15 protein-coding genes are annotated in these 22,770 nt (G+C 41.8%); 11 read left to right on the top strand and 4 right to left on the bottom strand.

Annotated features, from left to right (window positions below):
• Positions 1-120 (top strand): ATP-binding protein (locus ACVW0P_RS21620; RefSeq protein ID WP_457133905.1); only part of this gene is annotated, 120 nt, incomplete at its 5' end.
• Positions 121-645: 525 nt separating this feature from the next.
• On the opposite strand, the gene ACVW0P_RS21615 is transcribed toward ACVW0P_RS21620, so the two are convergent.
• Both ACVW0P_RS21615 and ACVW0P_RS21610 read right to left on the bottom strand, forming a co-directional pair.
• Positions 646-2,727, bottom strand: a complete 2,082-nt coding sequence (locus ACVW0P_RS21615) for an alpha-galactosidase (protein ID WP_457133903.1) — start codon at positions 2,725-2,727, stop codon at positions 646-648.
• A 108-nt stretch (positions 2,728-2,835) separates the two neighbouring features.
• Positions 2,836-3,693: a phytanoyl-CoA dioxygenase family protein gene (locus ACVW0P_RS21610; RefSeq protein ID WP_457133902.1), complete on the bottom strand. Its 858-nt coding sequence runs from the start codon at positions 3,691-3,693 to the stop codon at positions 2,836-2,838.
• 120 nt (positions 3,694-3,813) lie between these two features.
• On the opposite strand from ACVW0P_RS21610, the gene ACVW0P_RS21605 reads away from it, so the two are divergent.
• The 6 genes from ACVW0P_RS21605 to ACVW0P_RS21580 all read left to right on the top strand — a co-directional run bounded on the left by ACVW0P_RS21605 (position 3,814) and on the right by ACVW0P_RS21580 (position 10,132).
• Complete coding sequence (locus ACVW0P_RS21605) at positions 3,814-4,683, top strand: AraC family transcriptional regulator (protein WP_457133901.1); 870 nt, start codon at positions 3,814-3,816, stop codon at positions 4,681-4,683.
• Positions 4,684-4,753: 70 nt separating this feature from the next.
• A complete protein-coding gene (locus ACVW0P_RS21600) occupies positions 4,754-5,587 on the top strand; it encodes a sugar phosphate isomerase/epimerase (protein ID WP_457133900.1) in 834 nt (277 codons plus the stop codon).
• A gap of 176 nt (positions 5,588-5,763) precedes the next feature.
• Positions 5,764-6,966, top strand: coding sequence for a Gfo/Idh/MocA family protein (locus ACVW0P_RS21595; protein ID WP_457133899.1), 1,203 nt, complete (start codon positions 5,764-5,766; stop codon positions 6,964-6,966).
• Positions 6,967-7,019: 53 nt separating this feature from the next.
• Complete coding sequence (locus ACVW0P_RS21590; protein ID WP_457133898.1) at positions 7,020-7,922, top strand: sugar phosphate isomerase/epimerase family protein; 903 nt, start codon at positions 7,020-7,022, stop codon at positions 7,920-7,922.
• 37 nt (positions 7,923-7,959) lie between these two features.
• Entirely contained in the window at positions 7,960-9,657 is a 1,698-nt protein-coding gene (locus ACVW0P_RS21585) for a GMC oxidoreductase (RefSeq protein ID WP_457133897.1), read from the top strand.
• Positions 9,658-9,940: 283 nt separating this feature from the next.
• Entirely contained in the window at positions 9,941-10,132 is a 192-nt protein-coding gene (locus tag ACVW0P_RS21580) for an NAD(P)H-dependent oxidoreductase (protein WP_457133904.1), read from the top strand.
• 276 nt (positions 10,133-10,408) lie between these two features.
• Here ACVW0P_RS21580 and ACVW0P_RS21575 read toward each other — a convergent pair whose 3' ends face one another.
• Positions 10,409-11,293: a PhzF family phenazine biosynthesis protein gene (locus tag ACVW0P_RS21575; protein ID WP_457133896.1), complete on the bottom strand. Its 885-nt coding sequence runs from the start codon at positions 11,291-11,293 to the stop codon at positions 10,409-10,411.
• A 104-nt stretch (positions 11,294-11,397) separates the two neighbouring features.
• On the opposite strand from ACVW0P_RS21575, the gene ACVW0P_RS21570 reads away from it, so the two are divergent.
• From ACVW0P_RS21570 to ACVW0P_RS21560, 3 genes are all read left to right on the top strand, one after another.
• Positions 11,398-11,751 carry a winged helix-turn-helix transcriptional regulator gene (locus tag ACVW0P_RS21570; RefSeq protein WP_354431441.1) on the top strand — a complete coding sequence of 118 codons (354 nt, stop codon included), beginning with the start codon at positions 11,398-11,400 and terminating at the stop codon, positions 11,749-11,751.
• A gap of 293 nt (positions 11,752-12,044) precedes the next feature.
• Entirely contained in the window at positions 12,045-13,622 is a 1,578-nt protein-coding gene (locus tag ACVW0P_RS21565; protein WP_457133895.1) for a family 43 glycosylhydrolase, read from the top strand.
• 286 nt (positions 13,623-13,908) lie between these two features.
• Positions 13,909-15,813, top strand: a complete 1,905-nt coding sequence (locus ACVW0P_RS21560) for a sialate O-acetylesterase (RefSeq protein WP_457133894.1) — start codon at positions 13,909-13,911, stop codon at positions 15,811-15,813.
• 81 nt (positions 15,814-15,894) lie between these two features.
• On the opposite strand, the gene ACVW0P_RS21555 is transcribed toward ACVW0P_RS21560, so the two are convergent.
• Positions 15,895-20,070, bottom strand: a complete 4,176-nt coding sequence (locus tag ACVW0P_RS21555) for a hybrid sensor histidine kinase/response regulator transcription factor (protein WP_457133893.1) — start codon at positions 20,068-20,070, stop codon at positions 15,895-15,897.
• A gap of 311 nt (positions 20,071-20,381) precedes the next feature.
• On the opposite strand from ACVW0P_RS21555, the gene ACVW0P_RS21550 reads away from it, so the two are divergent.
• Entirely contained in the window at positions 20,382-22,661 is a 2,280-nt protein-coding gene (locus ACVW0P_RS21550) for a GH92 family glycosyl hydrolase (RefSeq protein ID WP_457133892.1), read from the top strand.
• Positions 22,662-22,770 lie beyond the last annotated feature (109 nt).

Here is a 22,770-nt window from a genome sequence, read left to right as displayed (position 1 = left end):
GGTGAAAAAACGGTTGCTGATGCGATCCTGGACCGGATCGTTCATGATGCGCACCGCATCGAACTGAAGGGAGAATCTATGAGAAGAAAACGTAATGTTGAACCGGAATCCAGCTACTAATGAAATTGCCTTTTAAATAACTATTTTTGTACACGCTTTTATAGCGTTTGCTGCACGCCCCACGTCAGCTAATTGCCTGGTCAGTTTGGCCCGGAATCAGGTGGTCAACATCTCCATAACATACACTAAAACTCCGATTATGTTATGCACTTAGGGTTTCTTCGCATAGAAATGGTAATATCAGAACTCTTTTTGGACGTATCCAAAATCTTGATAGTGTAAGGGCTGTAGTTAAATAACCTTCCGTTTGCCCGAAATACGTATGAGAAAGAGTTCGAATTTTATACGGTTTCCATAGCATCAATCAGCTCTAATCATTTAAAACACGCATTTGGGTGATAAATTGGTTCGAAATTATTCCACTCTGGAGAGGGATTTAATTTCCATTTTAAATTTAGTTTCATTACAGAAGCATTGACTAATGTTAGGAAATGGAAATCAACAAGTGATGCCACTCATGTTCATTTTCAAGAGGCAACCTCGAGTGCTACGTTTAACCCGGAATTATTTTCTCAATTGCCGTATTCATTTTTGAATGAAGTAATAATATAGCACATAACTATTCGGCTTTGGTAAGGGTATTCGTAACTCACCAAGCGAATTTATTTTAGTAATCTGGTTGTGCCCAATTCCCATAAGTGTTTTGAGCGCTATTTTTTTACCTAGGGGCAGCCAGGTTTTTATCCAAGCCTTCTTAAGGTTATTTCTTTCCCTGATCACCAATATATAGCCCTCATTCTTTTTTATAGACTGAAAGCCTGTCCACGAAGTTCCGGAGGGTTCATTCCCGATAGGAAAGATCTGGCCTGAATGTATATCTGCTTGTAAACTCCGATACTTATTTATCACCGGAGCAACAGCAAACGCTTTTTCAGGCAGCCCGGTCGCTTCCATCCATGCTAATGGTTGTGCCATCATTGTTAAAGCGAACTCATAGTCCAGGGTATTTTTAGAAGGAGCAAGCAAATCATTGGCTGCGTATTTATCTACATTCCGGTAATTGTTCAGAAATTCGACTTGGAGATTTTGAGCCGGAATATATTTGGAAAGCATCCATAAATTTCTCAGGGTAGTATGAGGATAATAATTACCCCAGTCGGTATATCGATTTTCCAGAAATATGTTACCATAAGTATTAAAATAATGATAGCCATTTCGTCGCCCCGCGGTCACATCGAGATTGAAAACAGCCCGATTGTTTGTTACGGCCATTACCGTGTCAAACATCTTACGTAGATGCACTTCTCCTCTTTTGTCGATGATCTGCACACCGTCAATTTTGAAGGTGCGAATACCATAAGTTTTATACAAACTGATTAGTGCTTCCGCATCATTTTTCCAGTGGATATAGCTACTATCTTTACTTGGGTTAAACCATAAACAGATTTCTATACCCAATTTTTTGCCGAGATCTACAAGCGGCGCCAGCCCATTTGGAAACTTTATTGGATCGGGCTTCCAGTAATTGGCATTATCCCAAATATTGGTTAGCGTACCTCCCTTAAAAGCAGAATTTGATGAGCGGCCCGACTGCCATCCGTCATCAACCTGGAAATGGGTAATGTGCAAGCGATGTGCCGCATACAGCTCTTTTATAGTAAATGCTTCGCCGATATGTTTATCCTGGCTGCGGTCACCCCAGGTATTCATCATGATCATTTCATCCCGCCCGGGTTGATGAACACGAACCTTTTCCTGGTAAGATCGCAGCGCTTGTAAACGCCCCAACGCACCGCCGCTTGTCACACCTGTTACTATTCCATAACAGCGAATCCATTTATCGGGTGATAAGTCACCGGGGCTAACGCCAAAGCCAACAGCTTCTACGCTACCCGTGCGGGCCCTAAAATCAAAGCCCGGATAAGCTAACTGTACATACGATGTTGGAGCTTCTTTTAAAATAAATAGGCCCCGGTCGCCTAATAATTCATCAGCAAAAAGCAAGGTACCTGCCATCCGGCTTTCCGCGCGGTAAATTAACTGCTCATGTTCCTGAACCAACGTATTGTTACGATCTGTAATATCAAAAAACTTTACGGTATGTAAATTCCAGTGCGTCCCCGGCAAAGCGAGTGTTTCCATAACCGGTACCTTTTCTCCTCTCGTGGGTTGGTCATCGTTGGTTTCAATGTTATGTAATTCACCATTATTAACCATCTCATCAGACCATTTACCGGTAACATTGCCCCGTAGATAGTAATCACAAGCGATAGCAGGGCAATTTTCATAGATCCTGAATACTCTCTTAACTTCCAGGTTGCCTAATTTAACATAAACCTCTGCTTTTAAAAACACGGGGGATATGCTGTTTGCCGGTATACTTTCAACTTTAAAGCTACCGTTAGCCGGTTTACCCGCGCCCGGGAAATAACTATCGGCACGGGTACCAGCCAAAACCCACTTGTACCCCGTGCTTTTATCGGTTAATGCAGTACTTTGGATACCATCGTTCCAGTTATAGGTGCGAATAAGTAGGCTGTTTTCAAGGGTAAGTGTTCCATCTTTTAGCGTTGCCTTGCAATCGTTGAGCTGCCCTGTCAGCATTTGGCAAAACGCAGACACAGTCATTAAAATTATATTAAACGCTAAAAGGTTTTTTTTTTTCATTAGTAAACTTCATGGGTAATGATGACTAAACCAATATTTAGTTGAAGTACATCAAATTAATCGGGGTTTTACGGAGGATGTTTTACACAAGATGAAAACGGACGTGTGCTAAACAGTTTTAACTTTATTCTCCCAACCAGTTTCCTTTAATGCCGGGTCATTTTCTTTTACTAAAAAATCAACTGCAGCGGCGTCAGAAGTTTCCCATTCAAGTATCGCGTTATCTGGTACAATATTTACCGGCGTTTTCCATGATGTAGAGTTTTCGCTATATGCCAGGTTGGATTGCGAACTGTAACAGGAAATGATGGACCAGCGTGGGTAGTCCGAAAGATTTGCCTCAGAGCGGTGAAGCAAATTGCTATGGAATATAAGTGCATCTCCTGGCTCCAGTTCGCAATAAACCAATTCCATTGTTTTTAACGCGTTTTCTACCATCACCATATCGGCCCCTACCTGTTCGCCCGAAAAACCATGATTCACCCTGCCTAATTTATGAGAACCTTTAATAACCTGTAGCCCGCCATTAGCTTTATTAGCCGGGGTTAGCGCTATCATCACGCTGATCAACTGATTAGGAAACATAAACTGGTTTTTGTACCAGTAACCATAGTCCTGGTGCCATTCCCATGCCCCGCCAACCTTGGGTTCTTTTTGCATCAATTTAGAATGAAAGTGGCATACCGGGGCTGTGCTATCTAATAAAGCGGTAACTGATTTCACCATTTTTTCGCTTCGCGTTAAATATCCAAATACATTATCGCCGGGCGTAAACCATAACGAAAGCTTTGTCTTCTTGCCGGTCTGGTCGTTCAGGTCGAGCGCGTTTTTTTTCATGGCATCATCCTGTAGAGCTGTCTGGTACAACTTTTCAGCTTCGAGCCGGCTGCAAAAGCTTTTTATTACGATATAGCCATCCCGATTGTAGGCAGCTATTTGTTCGGTGGTTAATTGACGATCTGACATAATTTGATTTATTATTAAGCAAACTTACTTGCTAAAGCAAAAAGCATCCACAACAAGGTATGCTAAAATTGATACTTTCCTAACATTGTATTTTTTTCCTATCATTACAAAAAATTTAAAATGAAACCCGTACTCGAATATTTGCCAAGGGAGGAAGAAGAATCGTTCGTCGTAAAATATTTCGACTATGATTATTATCCTACGCCCTGGCATTACCACCCCGAATATGAACTTGTGCTGGTAACCGAAAGTACGGGCAAGCGTTTTATAGGGGATAATATCAAAAGCTTTAGCCCGGGAGACCTCGCTTTGATTGGCCCGAATGTGCCTCATTTGTACCGCAACGACCCACCCTATTATCAGCCCCAATCCGGTTTAAGGGCAAGCTCTATTGTTATCCACTTCCTGGCAAGTTCCATAGGCGACGACTTTTTGGCTTTGCCAGCCTGTAGAAAGATAAGGGAACTTTTAAGCAGGTCGGCGATGGGGCTTGATATAAAAGGCAGGGCAAACGCCATAGTGGCCGAACAGATGCATCAACTACTCGAACTAAAAGGCGTTCCGCGGATCTTAAAGCTCCTCGATATTTTACATACGCTGGCTGACACAAAGGACAAGAGGAACATCTCCAATCAGCCGGTTAAAGGCGAGAACGACAAGGAATCTGAAAGGCTGAGCAAGGTATTTGATTACGTGATGAAAAATTTCCTGTCGGAGATTAGCGTCACAGAAGTAGCAGGTTTGGTACACATGGCCGAAAATTCATTTTCACGGTATTTTAGCCAGCGTACCCGCAAAACGTTCTCAGCCTTCGTGAACGAAATAAGGCTTAGCCACTCCTCCAGGTTGCTGGCTGATACCGACAAAAGCGTTTCGGAAATCTGCTTTGCATCAGGGTTTAATAATCTGTCCAACTTTAACAGGCAATTTAAAAGCTTATATGGATTAAGCCCTTTAGCATACAGAAACCAATACATCGTTAAGGCATAATCTAACACAAAGCAACAAAGGTGCCCTTAATTCAACTAACTTTTCTAATCTGTAAATAAACAATCTATATATGAAAATTCTGTTTTTTTGCCCGAGGTGGGGCTCGGAAAACCTGCCCTGGGATATCTTTTTTAAGAAAGTAAAGGATGCTGGTTACGATGGTGTTGAAATGGGCTTTCCGCCCACGTTGACATCCGAAGAAAGGTCGATCATTATAAAGGGTCTTAAACAATATAACTTGTCATTCATAGGGCAGCACTGGCAAACAGTCGATCAGGATTTCCATACGCATCTCAGGGTTTACGAAGAAAATTTACTTAGCCTTGTTTCCGGCAGTCCGCTTTTCATTAATTCGCAAACGGGCAAAGATCATTTTACAGTGGAGCAAAACCTGCAATTAATTAAACTCGCCGATGAAATTAGCACCAGAACAGGTATCCCTATTATACATGAAACGCATCGCGGCAAATGGAGTTTTGCGGCGCATATTACAAAAGCCTACCTCCAGCAAAACCGGGCAATCAGGATTACCCTGGATATTTCCCATTGGTGCAATGTGGCCGAGACTTACCTGGAAGATCAGCCGGAAGCCGTAGATCTGGCCATAAAACATACGGATCATCTCCATGCGCGTATCGGGCATACTGAAGGGCCGCAGGTCCCCGACCCGAGAGATCCACTTTGGGCCGTTGCTCTGCAACACCATTTGGGCTGGTGGGATCGCGTGATTAAACTAAAGCGCCAACAAGGGGCTTCTGATTTTACAATCACCCCGGAATTCGGAGCACCTCCTTACACTACGCTTTTGCCCGGTTCGCATCAGCCGATAGCCAGCCAGTGGGATATCAACGCGCACATGATGGAAATTCTAAGAAAACGGTATCCTACTATTGATGAACGTTAATGTTAGAAAAGTATCATTTCAGAACAGCTACAAGGTAGTTTACTTCAAATAAATGCAGCTATTTTGAATTGTTAAATCAACTAAATCTCTCTCTCAGATTTCCTACGTACAATTTGCCAATATTTTGGCAAGCTGTACGGAAACCTGATGATTGACCTGAATTATTCTAAAAGTTTATGAGAATAGCAATACTTGGATCGGGATTCATTGCCCGATTTTATGCGGATACCCTCGCTGGGCAGCGTAGAAAAGACACGCTGCACGTTGTTTACTCGCGCACTGAAGCCAATGCCGAAAAATTTGCGGGCTATTATGATGTGCCCCATTTTTTTACGGATATGGCAGAAGCGGTTAACCACCCCGAAGTTGATGTGGTGATCATTGCGCTTGCCAACCACCTTCATTATGCCGCGATTGAAGCATGTGCTAAAGCCCGTAAGCATGTTTTATGCACCAAGCCATTGGGCCGCAACGGCGAAGAAGCCAAATTAATGATGGAATTGGTAGAAAAAGCCGGAATTATGGGTGGCTATCTTGAGGACCTCTGCTACACCCCTAAGTTTTTAAAATCACTGGCAAGCGTAAAGAACAATAGCATTGGCCGCGTACTGTGGGCAAAATCAAGGGAAGCCCATCCCGGCCCGCACAGCGACTGGTTTTGGGATAAGGAAAAATCGGGAGGTGGGGCTATTATTGATCTGGGCTGCCATTGTATTGAGATTGCCAGAAATTTTATTGGTAAAGGCGTTAAACCTGTTGAGGTAATGTGCTGGGCCGCAACCCAGGTGCACCCCATAGCCGCCGAAGACCATGCTATCGGATTAGTAAAATACGCTAATGGCGCAATAGGTCAGTTTGAAGTGAGCTGGTGCTTTCGCGGAGGGATGGACTTAAGGGACGAAGTAATGGGAACAGAGGGTACAATTTGGCTCAATAGCTTTTTACGTACCGGGTTTGAGATGTTCAGCACTGGCAAGGGAGCTGGTTATGTAGCCGAAAAAGCCGAATCGAACAGCGGTTGGCTTTTCCCGGTAGGCGATGAGGTGCATGAGTTGGGTTATAGCCACATGTTTACTGATATGTTTGACGCCATTGAAAACCACCGGGAACCTTCAGAAACATTTTACGATGGGTATGTAGTTAACTGCCTGATTGATGCAGCCTACAAATCTGCAGCATCGGGTACCTGGGTACCTGTTGATTTGCCCGTGTGGCGTGGTACTGAAGCAGAAGCACATTCGATAAGTTACCACGATTATGACAAGCATCATTACCTGATCAAGGAAGAGATATTACCCGACGGAAACATCAGCCGTATCCTCAAGGATAAGGCAACAGGGGTTGTCAGCAAAGTCAGCATTATCACCTCAAACGTTTAATCTCCTTTTGCTAAACGGCTTTAGGCCTCTCATCAAATCATTAACAAAGCTATATGAATCAATCACGCCGCCGCTTTATTATAGACTCATCAGCCTTGCTGGCTGGTGCGGCATTAACAAAAACCGTAGTGGCCGGTAACTTCAATAAAACCGTGCCGGTTAGCGGCCACCTTTGGATATACGCCAGCAAGTATCCGCCCGAAAGCGGTTACGATTGCACGCCGGTACTCGAAACAATTTTCAGCGATTTTAAATATGCCGGTATAGGTGGTTTGGAATTGATGGAGGCTATTTTAAGGCATGATGACGCGGTACAAAAACTACTCGACCTGAGCGGCAAATATGGTGTGCCGGTAACCGGCAGCAGCTATGGCGCAGATATGTGGAATAAAAGCAAGCATACCCAAATACTGGAAGACATAGGCCTGATTACACAAAGATTGCACCAGGCAGGCGGTAAAACATTCGGCATATCAGTGGGTGATGCGCGCCATAAAAAAACCGAAGACGAATTGGATGCCCAGGCCGAAGTTTTAAAAGAAATATGGAAGATTTGTGATAAAAATAAAATACAACCAAACCTGCATAACCATACTTACGAGGTTGAAAATGACATGCATGACCTGAAAGGCACCGTGGCACGCATTCCCGGTATAGCACTGGGCCCAGACCTTAATTGGCTGGTACGGGCAGGAATTGACCCGGTGCATTTTATCCATACTTACGGCCGTCAAATGGTATATATGCACATCCGCGATCAGAAAGCTGATGGTAAGTGGACCGAGGCAGTTGGAGATGGAGTGATAAATTTTCCTGCCATCGTCGCTGCATTAAAAAAAGTGAATTTTAAAGGCAGGGCCGCTATTGAACTTGCTTTCGACGCACCGCCCGTTAACCCGATAAAGGATGACTGGAAGAAAAGCAGAATGTATGTAAGAGACACTTTTGGTTGGTAACTGGTATAATCATTAAATTAAATTGGTCAATAATAGTATGCCAAACATTAATACAAAAGGGACGGAACAACACACCTTTGACGCCATAGTTGTAGGCTCCGGCATGAGTGGCGGATGGGCTGCAAAGGAACTTTGCGAAAAAGGCCTTAAAACGCTGGTTTTAGAGCGTGGCAGGAATATCGAACACATCAAAGACTATCCTACCGCCACCATGGCACCTTGGGAATTTGAGCATCACAACAATCTTACGCTAAAGGATAAAGAAGAAAACCCCATTGTTTCCAGGTGCTACGCTTATACCGAAGCAACCAGACATTTTTTTGTGAAAGACAAGGAGCATCCCTACATCCAAATAAAACCATTTGACTGGATAAAAGCCTACCAGGTAGGTGGGAAATCTTTGTTGTGGGGCAGGTGGACACAACGCTGGAGCGACCTCGACTTTGAAGCTAATTTAAAAGATGGTATAGCGATTGACTGGCCCATCAGGTATAAAGATTTAGCACCCTGGTATTCCTATGTCGAAAAATTCGTCGGCATTAGCGGCAATCGCGACGGTATCCCGCACTTGCCCGACGGAGAATTTCAGCCGCCCATGGAAATGAATGCAATAGAAAAACATTTTAAGCAAGCTGTTGAAACGCGCTTTCCGCAAAGGCATGTTATTATCTCAAGAACGGCGAACCTTACAAAAGGGCTAAAGGGAAGAGGGCCCTGCCAGTATCGCGATATGTGTTTTAGGGGTTGCCCGTTTGCGGGCTATTTCAGCAGCGTATCAGCTACTTTGCCGGCTGCAAAAGCCAGCGGAAATTTGATTTTGAGGCCTTTCTCTGTGGTGCATTCTATCATTTACGATGAGAAACTGCAAAAAGCAACCGGTGTAAGGGTAATAGATGCCAATACGCATCAAATGTCCGAGTATTTTGCGAAGATCATATTTGTAAACGCAGGAACACTAAATACAACTTTGATACTGAAAAATTCAATATCTACTTCATTTCCAAACGGATTGGGAAACCGTAGCGGCGTATTGGGACATTTCCTGATGGATCATAATTACCGGGGCAGTGTAACTGCCGAATATGAAGGCTTGCAAGATAAATATACTTATGGCAGAAGGCCTACCGGTATATACGTACCGCGCTTTACCAACCTAAACGGTGATAGGCGCACGGAATATATCCGTGGCTTTGCCTTTGCTGGCAGCGGTTCCAGGGTAACCGGGAATGTGCAGGAACAAAGTATCGGGGCGGGTTATAAAGAGGCGCTCACAGAACCGGGAAACTGGCAGATGCATATGGTGGGCATGGGCGAATGTTTACCCTATCATGATAATAAAGTAACGCTTAGCAAAGACAAGCACGATTCATGGGGCATGCCCCTATTGGAAATAGACTGCTCTTATAAAGAAAACGAGCTTAAAATGCTGGAAGATATATTAAGTAACGGACAGGAAATGCTTACAACAGCCGGATTTAAAAACATAACGGTCAAAGATTCTGAACAGGCGCCAGGATTAGGCATACATGAAATGGGAACGGCCCGCATGGGCAAAGACTTAAACACCTCTGTACTAAATGAGCATAACCAGGTTTGGGGCGCGCCAAATGTTTTTGTTACCGATGGGGCATGTATGACATCAACCGCATGCCAAAACCCTTCATTAACTTATATGGCTTTAACGGCCCGTGCAGTTGATTTTGCGATAGCGGAATTAAAAAGAAACAACCTATAATTATGCGCTTAATTGTGTTAACGGCTTGCATAACTACTGCTAAAACCCATTTGCGAGTCAGCTTTATCATGGAAACGTTTTAACGATGTTAAGCTGTTAACCGTTACATCAAGCATGTGATCGAATCGTTCACATAATTTAAATGCTAAAAAATGGTATTGGGGCGAAATTCTCAAGACATTTATAAAGTGGTTTTAGAAGCACAACGGCTTAAAAAATAGTACTAATAATATGCTCTCCGTAATTCGCAGTTCGACACATTAGATGCTTGGGAGAAAATCAAATGGGCAAATCATATAATTTGAATTCATCCCGTTTTGTAGGGTGCATTCCAGCAATTATGAAAGGATTTATTGATAGACTTTTTTTGGATGGAATGGCCTTTCAGTATAGAACAATCTCGATTTTCTGGAACAAGTTTTTGAAAGGCAAAACCGCTCATATCATTACTATACTGGATCAACCAAGTTGGTAATATTGGTTGTTTCATGGCCGACCAAGTGTAAATTAGCTTAAAAAATCAACATTTCAATTTTGTGGGAATCATCCTGTTAAAGTTTCATATTTTGGAATTATTAAAAACTCGAAGACTTGACCAGATTAAAATGGGTTTCAGAAGTTGAAAATTTCGCAGACACCAACGATAATGATAGAATCAGCTTTCCCCCGGTGTATATTCGCCGTTCCTTATTGTAACACTTCGATTGTATCTCATTTAAATTTGCAATCGGTTTAATAAACATCAAATATCCTATAATAACAAACTCCCTTCCATTACAATAACCGAGGAACCGCTTACCCAGATTCCATCATCAACTACCTTAACCCGAACGGTGGATGGCTGATTAACGAATATACCTTGCACAATATAATAGTCGCTGTCTTTTTCGATATAGCCCAGCTTTTCGAGGTAACCGGCTAAGGGGCCTGCTGCTGTTCCTGTAGCAGGATCCTCGTCAATCCCAATACTTGGGTTAAAAAACCGGGCCTGTGCCATATAATCTTTATTTGGTTGTTCGGTAGTAAACATATAACAGCCTTCAAATCCAAAATTTGCCGCAGCCTCTTTTAAAAGCCGCTTATTTAATATCGCCCTTTTTAAGGCTTCTTGATTGCAGACCGGTACCATCAGATGCCCAACTTCTGTTTTTACCGTTTTAATTTGCCAGTCGTTCAATTGGAGATCAGTTGTATTCAAACCGATTGCTTCTGCAATCACCTCAATTGGCGCAGTGCCTATTATTTGTGCTTGTCGCTGTTTCATACTAACATAGGGCAGGCCATTTTTTTCCGTAATTTGCAGCGGTATCTTTTCCCCCGCCATAAGTACCCACTCAACTCCCTCCTGTCCATTGAAGATATTCCATTTTTTAAGCAGTGCCAGGCATACAGCACCCAAAAGGTTATGGCCCGCGCCAGTTATCTCATATTTCGCCGGAGTGAAAGACCGCACCTTTAATGCGTTAACCACTGTGTCATGGCTTATGAAAGAAGTCTCTGAATAACCGAATTCGCGGGCGATATCGTAATATTGATCCAATTCCAGTTCTTCATTTGTATATACCACTGACAACTGATTTCCTTTAAATTTTTCGTCGGTAAATACATCTAGTATATAGTAATCTAATTTTTTCATTTTCTTTTATTTAAAGAATGCTCAAAATTAGAACCTTATAATTTATTTTTGTTATCAGTTAACAAAAGGTTACCGGTTACCTTTTGTTAACCAACTAATTATTTATGGAAAGATCAGACAAACAGCAGCCGACCTGCGAACAGGAATTAGCGGCAATAAGGGATAGCCTTGAAGTATTGGGTGGTAAATGGAAGTTGCGGATCATGCGACAGCTCAACAATCATATTGACGAAAAAAATACGTTCAAAAAAATTCAACGGGAGGTAGAAGGTATATCAGCAAAAATGTTGTCAAAGGAACTTCATGAACTGGAAATCAACCTGCTTGTCACCCGAACAGTTATGAGTACCAGGCCTGTTACAGTTAATTATGCCATTACGGAGTATGGCTTGAGCGTTTTCCCGGTAACAGAAACGCTGGTGGACTGGGGCCTAAACCATCGGCAGAAGATAAAATAATTCACTAAACGTTAAGTAATAAATTACAAGCACGTTATATTTACATGTCGCTTCAAAAATTGACCGGATATTTTTAACTCAATTACTGAAATTCACTATAGTAATTTATTTATAAAATTGATCCAGCGGCGTAATTCCTTTTAATTGACGATTGGGTTTGCTTTGGGCGCTGTTTGGATACATCAGGTTGGCCAAAAAAATGAATATATTGAATAAATTTCGGTACGATTTAACTAAAATTTGCATTCTTTTTTTGCTTATTTGCCAGCCATTACAAACCAAGTTAGATCCAAATGATGAACCAAAAAATCAAAAAATGTGGCCTTTTAGCTCTTCTAATATTTAACGGACTTGTTTCTCATAGCCAATTAAAAAGTAAGATAAAGAGCGTAGAAAACCAATATTGTGCGGATTTAGGCAATGGCTATTTTGAAAACCCCATTTTAAGGGGGAATTATGCAGATCCATCTGTGGTAAGAGATGGAAAAAATTATTACATGACTCATTCATCTTTCGACAACATGCCGGGCTTATTGGTTTGGCAATCGTACGATTTGGTAAGTTGGAAACCCATAGCAAATGCTTTAACCGAATTTGTTGGAGGCGTTTGGGCCCCGGATATTATAAAATATAAAGGGCTATTTTACATTTATTTCCCAGCGGGTGGTACCAATTGGGTGGTAACTGCAAAGAATCCTGCAGGTCCTTGGAGTAAGCCTATTGATTTAAAAATTGGAGGGATAGATCCGGGACACGTTGCCGGACAAGACGGAAAAAGATTTCTGAATTTAGCCGGCGGGGATATGGTTTCATTGGCAGATGATGGCTTAAGTATAACCGGCACAAGGAAAAAAAATTATGAAGGTTGGGTTTTTCCCAAAGACTGGATATTGGAATGCTCTTGTTTGGAATCTCCCAAATTCACCTATCATAATGGCTATTATTATATCACGGCTGCTGAGGGCGGGACCGCAGGGCCAGCTACAAGCCACATGGTGATTTCCGCACGTTCTAAAACGCCATTTGGCCCCTGGGAGAACAGTCCTTACAATCCAATCGTTAGAAATACAAACAGAGACAACAAGTGGGCATCAATTGGACATGGGACACTTGTGGATTCTCCGGATGGAAAATGGTGGATCGTTTTTCATGGATTTGAAAATGCCAATAAGACAATTGGCAGGCAAACTTTGTTATTACCCATTGAATGGACAAAAGATGGCTGGTGCAAGGTTCCAGATAGCGTAGACGTTGCAAAGCCGTTAAAAAAGCCCATAGGTGAAGCAGTAAATCATGGCATGAAGTTGTCTGACAACTTTGAAGGTAACCAACTCGGCGATCAATGGAATGTGCTAAAAAATGAGTATAAAGAGCGATTTAAAGTTAACAATGGGAGCTTAACAATTAGCGGCTTAGGGAAATCTATCTACGAAACCCAACCTTTGCCAATAATGCCCGGAAATGCCTCTTATCAAGTAACAGTCCGGCTAGGTACAGAAACGAATACTGCAAGTGGGGGTTTGATTTTGTATTACGATCGAGAATATTATGCCGGATTAGAATTTTCCGATCATTACATCTATAGAGTAAATAACAGAGGACAAAAAAACAGGGTATCTGATGATATTAAACAGGATATGGTTTATCTTAGACTAAAGAACGACCACAATGACTTATTATACTACTACAGCTTGGATGGCAAAGATTGGAAGAGATTAGATCAAGTAAGTCAAATGTCTGGATATGAAACCAATACTTTGGGTGGTTGGGGTTATCTTAAACCAGCGCTCTTTTCTATTGGTGACGGCGAAGTTAAGTTCGTAAATTTCGAATATGAAGGCTTGGATTCCGAAATTATAAATACAAAATAAGACCAGATTTTGTAACAGACTTATAATTTCAGTTTTAAAATTGATATAGCCGCCTCACTTAAATTGAGCATTGATATATTTCATAATTTGAAAGTCTTTCTCTCGTGATAATTCTTATCAAACCAAATCTTTGCCGAAGAAGAAACTACGTTTAATTTTAAACTCTATATGTTTAGCCCTTTTTAAGCCAGAATCATTTACTTTCAAAATGAGAAATCGAATTATTTTATTTTTATTAATCTTGATTTTCAGCGCATCAACCTATGCGGCCAACAGAAGGTTAACAATGCCGCATTTATTTACAGACCACATGGTGCTACAGCAAAAAGCTAAAGTAAGTATATGGGGCTGGGCGGCAGCCGGGCAAAAAGTATTAATTAAGGGTAGTTGGGGCAAACAATGCTCCGCTGTAACAAATGCGGCAGGGAAATGGATAGCAAAACTGGCAACGACTACAGCAGGCGGGCCGTTTACGATTAGCATACAAACAATAAACAGCCACATTGATATTAATGATGTGCTGATAGGTGAAGTTTGGTTGGCATCGGGGCAATCAAATATGGATATACCACTAAAAGGCTGGCCTCCGGGCGATACTATATTTAACTCGGCATTGGAGATCAGTAAGGCTGATTATCCCAAAATAAGGTTATACAAAGTTCCTTTTGGCATATCAACAACGCCACTGGATTCGACAGGAGGTAAGTGGAACATTTCGTCGCCACAAACAGCCGGCGACTTTAGCGCAACTGCTTACTTTTATGCAAGGGCGCTTTATAAAAAGTTAGGAGTACCGGTAGGTATAGTTCAATCATCAATCGGAGGAACACCGGCCGAAGCATGGACAAGTGAAGGCTACCTGAGCAAGATAAAAGATTTTAATCAGGTATTGGCCGACCAGAAAACAACACAAGATCAGATAGATGCATGGTTTAAGAAACGAACCTCACAGGAATTACCTCGAACTGAAGAGCAGTGGAAGAACATTAGCTTTGCTGACATAACCGCAGCTGATAATGAATTTGGCGATTCGCGTTGGGCTACCATAAAGCTTCCCGGCAGATTTGACCAAATAAGCTCGGACGAACTGGACGGGGTGATATGGTTGCGAAAAGACTTCGTTATCCAAGACGCAATGGCTGATCATAATTTAAAAATTGGTTCCATAAATGATATGGAATCAATTTATATTAACGGGAAATATATTGGGGGCCTTAAGGGCAGAGGGTTTAAAAATACTTCGCACGAGATTGCTATACCAAAGGGTCTGCTATTATCCGGAACCAACAATATCGCCATTCGCGTTATCAATACCCGCGGGCAAGGGCTAATTAACGGGCCAATAACTATCGTCGGTAAAAATGACGAAACGATATCTATCGAAGGTGATTGGAGATCGCGAATAGTAGCAGAAATAGCAGATGGGAAAATTTATACCTATGGGCTACAAACCGAGATCGCTGAACGGCCTGCCTCATCTCGGCTTAACAGCAACTCGCCCACCTCGCTGTTTAACGCGATGATCAATCCGCTTATTCCATTTACGTTTAAGGGCATTGTTTGGTACCAGGGAGAATCAAATGTGGGCAGGGCAGAGCAGTATAAACGCCTCTTCCCCAATTTGATTAGAGACTGGCGCAATAAATGGCGCGAAGAGTTACCATTCTATTACGTGCAACTTGCACCCTACATTTATACAGCGAAAGATCAGCATGAACAAGGGCAATTGTTAAGGGACGCGCAACGTTATGCTTTAACGCTCCCTAAAACGGGGATGGTAAGCTTATTAGACATTGGATATTTAAAAACGGCACATCCACCTCATAAACAAGAGGTGGGCGATAGGCTGGCCAGATTTGCCTTTAAAAATGAGTATGGTGAAAAGGATTTGGTGGCTTCGGGGCCAATATATAAAAAAACAACCGTTGCAGGCAATGAACTTACAATAGCGTTTGAATCAATTGGGAGCGGCCTAATAGCCGCACCTTCTGGTATGGATAATTTTGAAATAGCCGGAGCAGATAAGGTATATGTAAAGGCAGATGCCAAAATTGTTAACAATAAAGTTGTAGTTAGCAACCCTGCTGTGGTTAAACCGGTCAATGTACGGTACGCCTGGAGTGACAGCAGCAGTGCCACTTTGTTTAATAAGCAAGGATTGCCCGCGGCAACATTTACCTCTGAAAAATAGTTGTTGAGGTAATATAATGATTTTATAACCTGAAATCTGCTTTTTAATTGGTCAGCAATTCTTTTATAGCTCCGATCACTTTTAAGCCTTCTTTAAAGCCTGCATAAATTGTAGTGGAGATTTACCATACTCTTTTTTAAATGCTCTTGAAAAATTGGAGCTGCTTTGAAGACCTATCCTATCTGCTACTTCGTTCATTGCAACGTCTTCATGTGTCATTATTTGAATAGCTTTTTTTAGGCGGATAGTTCTTATAAATTCTCCTACCGACTGATCTGAAATGTTTTTTATCTTTTGATAAAGTTTGGTGCGGCTAATGTATAAATGATCGCATAAAAAGTCGACATCTAGGTTTTGATCCTGTATGTTATTTTCAATAATGCTCAAGAGTTTATTTAAGAATTCTTTATCTTTTTCGGAGTGAACCAGTTCCGTAGCCTCAACAAGGTAATTGTTAGTATACCGTTGTTTAAGCTTTTCGGCCTGCTCAAAAATATTATTAACGGTTAGCAATAAAAGGTCAATACTTAGCGGCTTAGCAAAGTAGAAATCTGCGCCCGATTCCATGCCTTCTATCTTAGTATCCAAGGCATCTTTGGCAGACAATATCACAAATGGAATGTGGCTGGTCTCAAATTTGTCCTTGATTAGCCTGCACAGTTCAATGCCATTCATACCCGGCATCATGACGTCACTTATGATTAGGTCAGGCACTTTTTCAGTCGCTATATCCATCGCTGAATTGCCGTCTTCGGCTTCATAAACAGCATAAAAGTTTTCAAATGCATGTTTCAAAAATGTACGCAGTTCCTGATTGTCTTCTACAAGCAAAATATGCTTTCGTATTTTACCGATAGTAGCGATATGCTCTTGCTCATGATTTGGCAACGGGATCATAGTGGCGTTATCAATAACTTCGAGCCGGGCTTCAACAGCTATTCCGGCCGCTGCTTTTTCCGAGTCGCTATAGTTTTCCTCGCCCCATGGGATGCCAATAACTATTTCTGTCCCCTTATACCTGTCACTGTAAACATAAATATCTCCCTTATGCAGTTGCGTAAGGCTTTTTACAATGGAAAGCCCAACACCGGATCCCAGGTGATTTTTACTGATACGGTAATACCTGTCGAAAATACGGGTGATGGATTCGCTGGAAATTCCTATTCCGGTATCCGCAACCCTAAAATAAAGATAATTTTTCGCCCGGTGTTCTTTATTTAGCAATTCAAACCCGGTATTAAAGGATGGTTTAAACTGCCCGATATCAAAAAATAATTCAAAAGAGATACTCCCACCTGCATTGGTGTATTTAAAAGAGTTGTTTAAAAGGTTAAAAAGTATCTTCTCTAATATTTGTACATCAAAGTACCCAGTTAAGGACGATTCGGAATTTTTTGTGTGATCGGTGAGTTCGAAACTTATCCCTTTACTTACGGACATGTTCTGAAATTCCCAGGCTAGGTCCTTACAAAACTGATTGGCTATTAAGGGCTGTACCTGAAGTTTAATAACGCTGTCCGCAACTTTTTTAAAGTTCATCAGCTCGGTGATGAGGTTGAGGAGCCTTTTGGCGTTTCTGAACATCAACTGGTATGAATAATCGAGCGCCGTGTTTTTATTTTGACTGATCAAACTTTCCAGTGGTCCAAGTATAAGGGTTAACGGTGTGCGAAATTCGTGGGAAACATTCGTAAAAAACATCAGCTGCTGTTGATAAAGCTCTTCACGCTGGTGATGCATTTCTTCGCGCTTTCCCTCATTGACCGCACTCACCGCCATTTCTCTTTTCAGACGATACCACCTTGCCTGGTAGATGTAGACCCCTGCAAGCACTGATATAAAAATCAAGCTGTAAATAAGTTTGGCAGCTACCGATTTCCACCATGGAGGCGTTATAATGATGGCAGTCTCCGCTTGCGATTTGCTCCAGATCCCATCGTTATTTGTGGCCTCAACTACAAATTTATAACTGCTGTAATCCAAGTTGCTATAAGCTGCACTGGGATTTTTTCCGTCTGTAAACTTCCAGTCATTATCGAAGCCAATAAGTTTATAACGGTAGTTGCATTTTAGCGGATTGGCAAAATGCATAGAAGAAAAATAGATAACAAAATTATTCTGCAAGTAATTTAGCGTTACTTCCTTACAATAACCGATAGCTTGTGTGATGACATTTGGGGATGAACCGGGAGCGCCATAAAGGGGTTTCTGATTGTTAATCAGGATATCTGTCAAAATGGGCCTAGCTTCAACACCATTAGCTCTTATCTGCTGCGGGTAAAAAAAGTTGAGGCCGTTTATGCCACCGAAATAAAGCCTTCCGTCTGCACCTTTATTGGAAGAACCAACCTTAAAACTATTGCCCTGCAGGCCATCGTTCTTATCATATCGTATCAGTTTTTCGGTTATGGGGTTAAAGCACTCCAGCCCGTTACCGCCCATCCATAAATTGCCTTCATTATCTATCTCCAGGCTTTCAACGTCCTTAAATATGCCATATTCGTCAGCGTAAGTTTTTATAGAATAAGCATTGGTTTTTCCATTAAGCGACAGCTTATTTAAACCACCACCTATCGTTCCTATCCAATAGGTACTGTCATTTTGTTTACTGATCGGATAGGTATAATTGGAACTCAATGAATTAGCAGCGCCAGATGCTTTGTAAAGATAACTTTGGGTAATATTTCCGGTTTTGTCAAATGTAACCCGTTTTAACCCGTTTGTGCTGGAGATAAGTAATTGCGGCCGTTCCTTATCAGCTAAAATAAAAAATCCTTCGCCATAGTATTTAACGTGATAGGCTTTTTTTTCATCCTTCCATATGACACCAAACTTGTCCGTATGATTGCCAAACCAAATATTGCCGTAGCAGTCTTCCGCGAAGGTATCAATTACGTAAGCCGGGAAGTTTTCATACCCCGGTGGCCGCCAGAGTTCAGTCCCGTTTGGTCTTAAAATTTCTATGCCGGCCGCGCTACCTATCCATAAATTGTGATCTTTATCAAAAGTAAGTGCGGTTATGACATCGTTTTTTAATTTAAGCGGCGAATTGAAAGTATTATAATAGGTAAAACGCTGCGTTTTTAAATTATATAGATTTAATCCGTTAGCCGTAGTGCCTATCCATAATTGATCGCCGTCTGCCAATACAGAGCGGATATGGTTACCACTTAATGAATTTGCTACGGCAGGGTTATGCTGAAGGGTATAAAATAATTTCTCATTTAAGTCACAATAATTCAGTCCGCCTCCAAAAGTGCATATCCACAAACAATCCGTTCGGTCAATGAACGCCTTGGTTAATGAATTTGAATTTAAAGTGTGTGTTGAACTACGTGTGTTTACTTCCTGTATGAAATTAAGGCTGCTATCCACCCGTATTAATGCCGAACCGGTATTAATCCAGTAATCAAGCTTGCTGTCTCTTAAAACGTCACGTACAAAATGATAACCCTCACAGGTAAACCGCTTGCTCACGGTTAACCCGGAACTGACAGATTTACCTGTTCTGTTGATACGCAGTACTTGGCTCCCGCTTGCCAAAAGCATGTTATTACTGCGATCAAAAAAAACTCCGGATAATTCACGGTTGATAAGGCCAGCCACAGTAACTGCTTTAAAATGGCCGTTTTTGTTCAACGTCCAGACACCTTTATCACTTGACAAATAAAGAGTTCCCTTTTTATCAGGCTCCATGGATGAAAAATGTACGTTGGCAGGGAGAAGTAGTTTTTGTTGCACGATTGAATTTCCCTTTATGAGGTAGATTCTAACAGAATTATTGGCATAGGCATAGATAAGATTACCAAGGGGCTTAAACAGTTTCCAGAAGGTAGGGGTCTTTGTGTTTTTAGACTCGATAAAGTCCTTATACTTTTCCGATTTGGCATTAAAACATTGAAGTCCTCCTTCGGATCCTATCCAGATATTGCCTTCCCCATCCGGATAGATGCAGGTAATCCTGTTCTTCGCAGCATTATTTAAAGGGACGTTGCTGTTATAGAACTTTTTTACAGAGTAACCGTCAAACCTGTCAAGGCCAAAATAAGTACCCACCCAAATATAGCCTTGTTTATCCTGGGTAATATCGTTTGCATCAGTATGCGATAAGCCTTCATCAACGGTAAGGTAATTAAACTTAAAAGGGTATGACTGGCCCGAAGCAAACCCAGGAATTGTACAGCATGTCAGCACCAAAAAGAACGAAGTCTTGGTACGCAATCGCTTCATAAACCAAATCAGATCTCTAATTTTCATTATATAAAAAATTCAAGTAATAGTACCAAAAAATCAATTAAGATTTCCTTGATTTCTGTTTGTGTTGCAAGTAAAGCTACTCGCGTTTATAATTGGAGACCCTGGAATTGATTTAATTGTTTGCCTGATTATTTGTCAATAACAAAAATGGGTTTATATAACGGATTTTATAATTACAGCCAGATAAAAATGCACTTAATGGCAATTAATATGTACGATTTAACAATCCTGTAGTTTAATTAATTAGAGTTCTTTGTGAGGTCGGTGCCTTTTAATATTAAGGACAGCCTAAGGCCAAATTAATCCTACTTATGAAAAAATTACTCCTAATTGCCGCTTTACTTGTCGCCAGCGAAACGTTTGCACAACAGGTTAATACGGTATCCGATCCTGTTGAATGGATAAACCCGCTGATGGGCACCGACTCGAAGTTTGAACTATCCAATGGCAATACTTATCCGGCGGTAGCCTTGCCATGGGGTATGAACACATGGGTTGCTCAAACGGGCGGTATGGGAGATGGTTGGATATACACGTATGATGCGCATAAAATACGCGGCTTTAAGCAAACGCATCAGCCGTCGCCATGGATGAATGATTATGGTCAGTTTTCCATCATGCCGTTAACCAAACACTATAAAGTTACCGAAAATGAAAGAGCAAGCTGGTTCTCGCATAAGGCCGAAGTTGCTAAGCCTTATTATTACTCTGTCTATCTGGCAGACCACGATATAACAACAGAGATAACGCCTACTGAACGTTCCGCCCAGTTCAGATTTACTTTTCCGGAGAGTGATAGCTCGTTTATAGTAATCGATGCTTTAGATAAAGCGTCTTATGTGAAGATCATTCCGGGCCAAAATAAGATTATCGGATATTCGACCAAATATTCCCGTGGCCCTTTGCCAAATTTCAAAAATTATTTCGTCATTTATTTAGATAAGCCTTTTACGGTATCCCGCACTTATCGCGACAGTGTGCTGACTGACTCGCTCGAGCTTCACTCAAACAGATCCCTTGCGGTAATTGGATTTAAAACCAGTGCAGGTGAAAAAGTTCACCTGCGCGTTGCTTCTTCATTTATAAGCTTTGAACAGGCAGAGCAAAATTTAAGACGGGAGCAGGGTAATGACAGCTTTGATGTGACCAAGCAAAAGGCGAAGAATACCTGGAATAAAACTTTACGCCGCATCACCGTTGCCGGCGGCTCTGTAGATCAAACGCGTACTTTTTATTCTTGCCTGTACCGGATGTTGTTTTTTCCGAACAAACTCTATGAGATCAATGGAGAAAATAAAATTATTCACTGGAGCCCTTATACAGGTAAGACCGAGCAAGGTTACTTGTTTGCAGGCACCGGATTCTGGGATACGTTCAGGGCGCTGTATCCGTTTCTCAACCTCGTCTATCCGTCTATGGACAAAGAGATGCAGGAGGGGCTTATTAATGCCTACAAAGAGGGCGGATGGCTACCGGAATGGAGCAGTCCCGGTTATGCCGATATCATGATCGGCAACAATTCGGCTTCGGTTGTGGCCGACGCTTATTTAAAAGGTATCCGGGGATACAATATCGATAAACTTTATGAGGCACTTTTACATGGTGCTAATAATGCCGGGCCGAACGCAACCGGCCGCAAGGGAGTAGAATACTACAATGCACTAGGCTTTGTGCCACGCGATAAAATTGGTGAAAGTGCTGCACGTACCCTGGAGTATGCTTACGATGATTTTTCGATTTACCGGCTGGGCAAAGCATTAAATAGGCCCGCTGCGGAAACAGACATTTACAAAAAACGTAGCTTGAACTATAAAAACGTTTTCGACCCATCAACCGGGTTTATGCGGGGCAAAAACCAGGATGGCACTTTTGAAACCCCGTTTAATCCTTACAGATGGGGCGGTGCTTTCATCGAGGGCAATAGCTGGCATTATACCTGGTCGGTTTTTCATGATGTACAGGGATTGATCAATTTAGTAGGCGGCAGCCTAAAGTTTGCAGCTAAACTTGATTCCGTATTTACTGCGCCGCCAATGTTTGGAAATAAAGACTATAACGGTGGGATCATACACGAAATGCGGGAAATGCAAGTCGTCCACATGGGGCAATATGCTCATGGCAATCAGCCTATACAGCATATGATCTACCTTTACAATTATGCGGGTATGCCTTGGAAAACCCAGTACCGGGTACGCGAAGCCATGGAAAAATTATATATGGCGACTCCAGATGGTTATTGCGGGGATGAAGATAATGGGCAAACATCGGCCTGGTATGTATTTTCGGCTATGGGCTTTTACCCGGTTTGCCCAACCAGCAATCAATATGTGCTGGGTTCACCATTATTCAAAAGTATAACTTTAAACCTGGAGAACGGCAAAAAATTGATATTGAACGCACCAAACAACAGCAGCGAAAACAAGTATATCAGCAGGATAAATATCAATGGAAAAATCTATAATAAAAATTGGTTAGATCATGACGCCTTGCTCAAAGGAGGATTGATCAACTTCACGATGTCGCCGCAGCCAAACAAACAAAGAGGAGCGGCAGCGGAGAATTCCCCGTATTCCTTGTCCAATGAAAAGTAATTAAAAAATATTTAATGAAGAGAAGGCAATTTATTGGCAGCACCAGTATATTAGGTGCAGGAGTATTAATGAGCAAATTTTCGTTTGCTGCGAAACCAGCATTCCCGGT

The organism is Mucilaginibacter sp. UYNi724 (assembly GCF_054057495.1).
The sequence above is the reverse complement of the archived record's forward strand: the minus strand, read 5'-3'. Positions and strand labels throughout refer to the sequence as shown.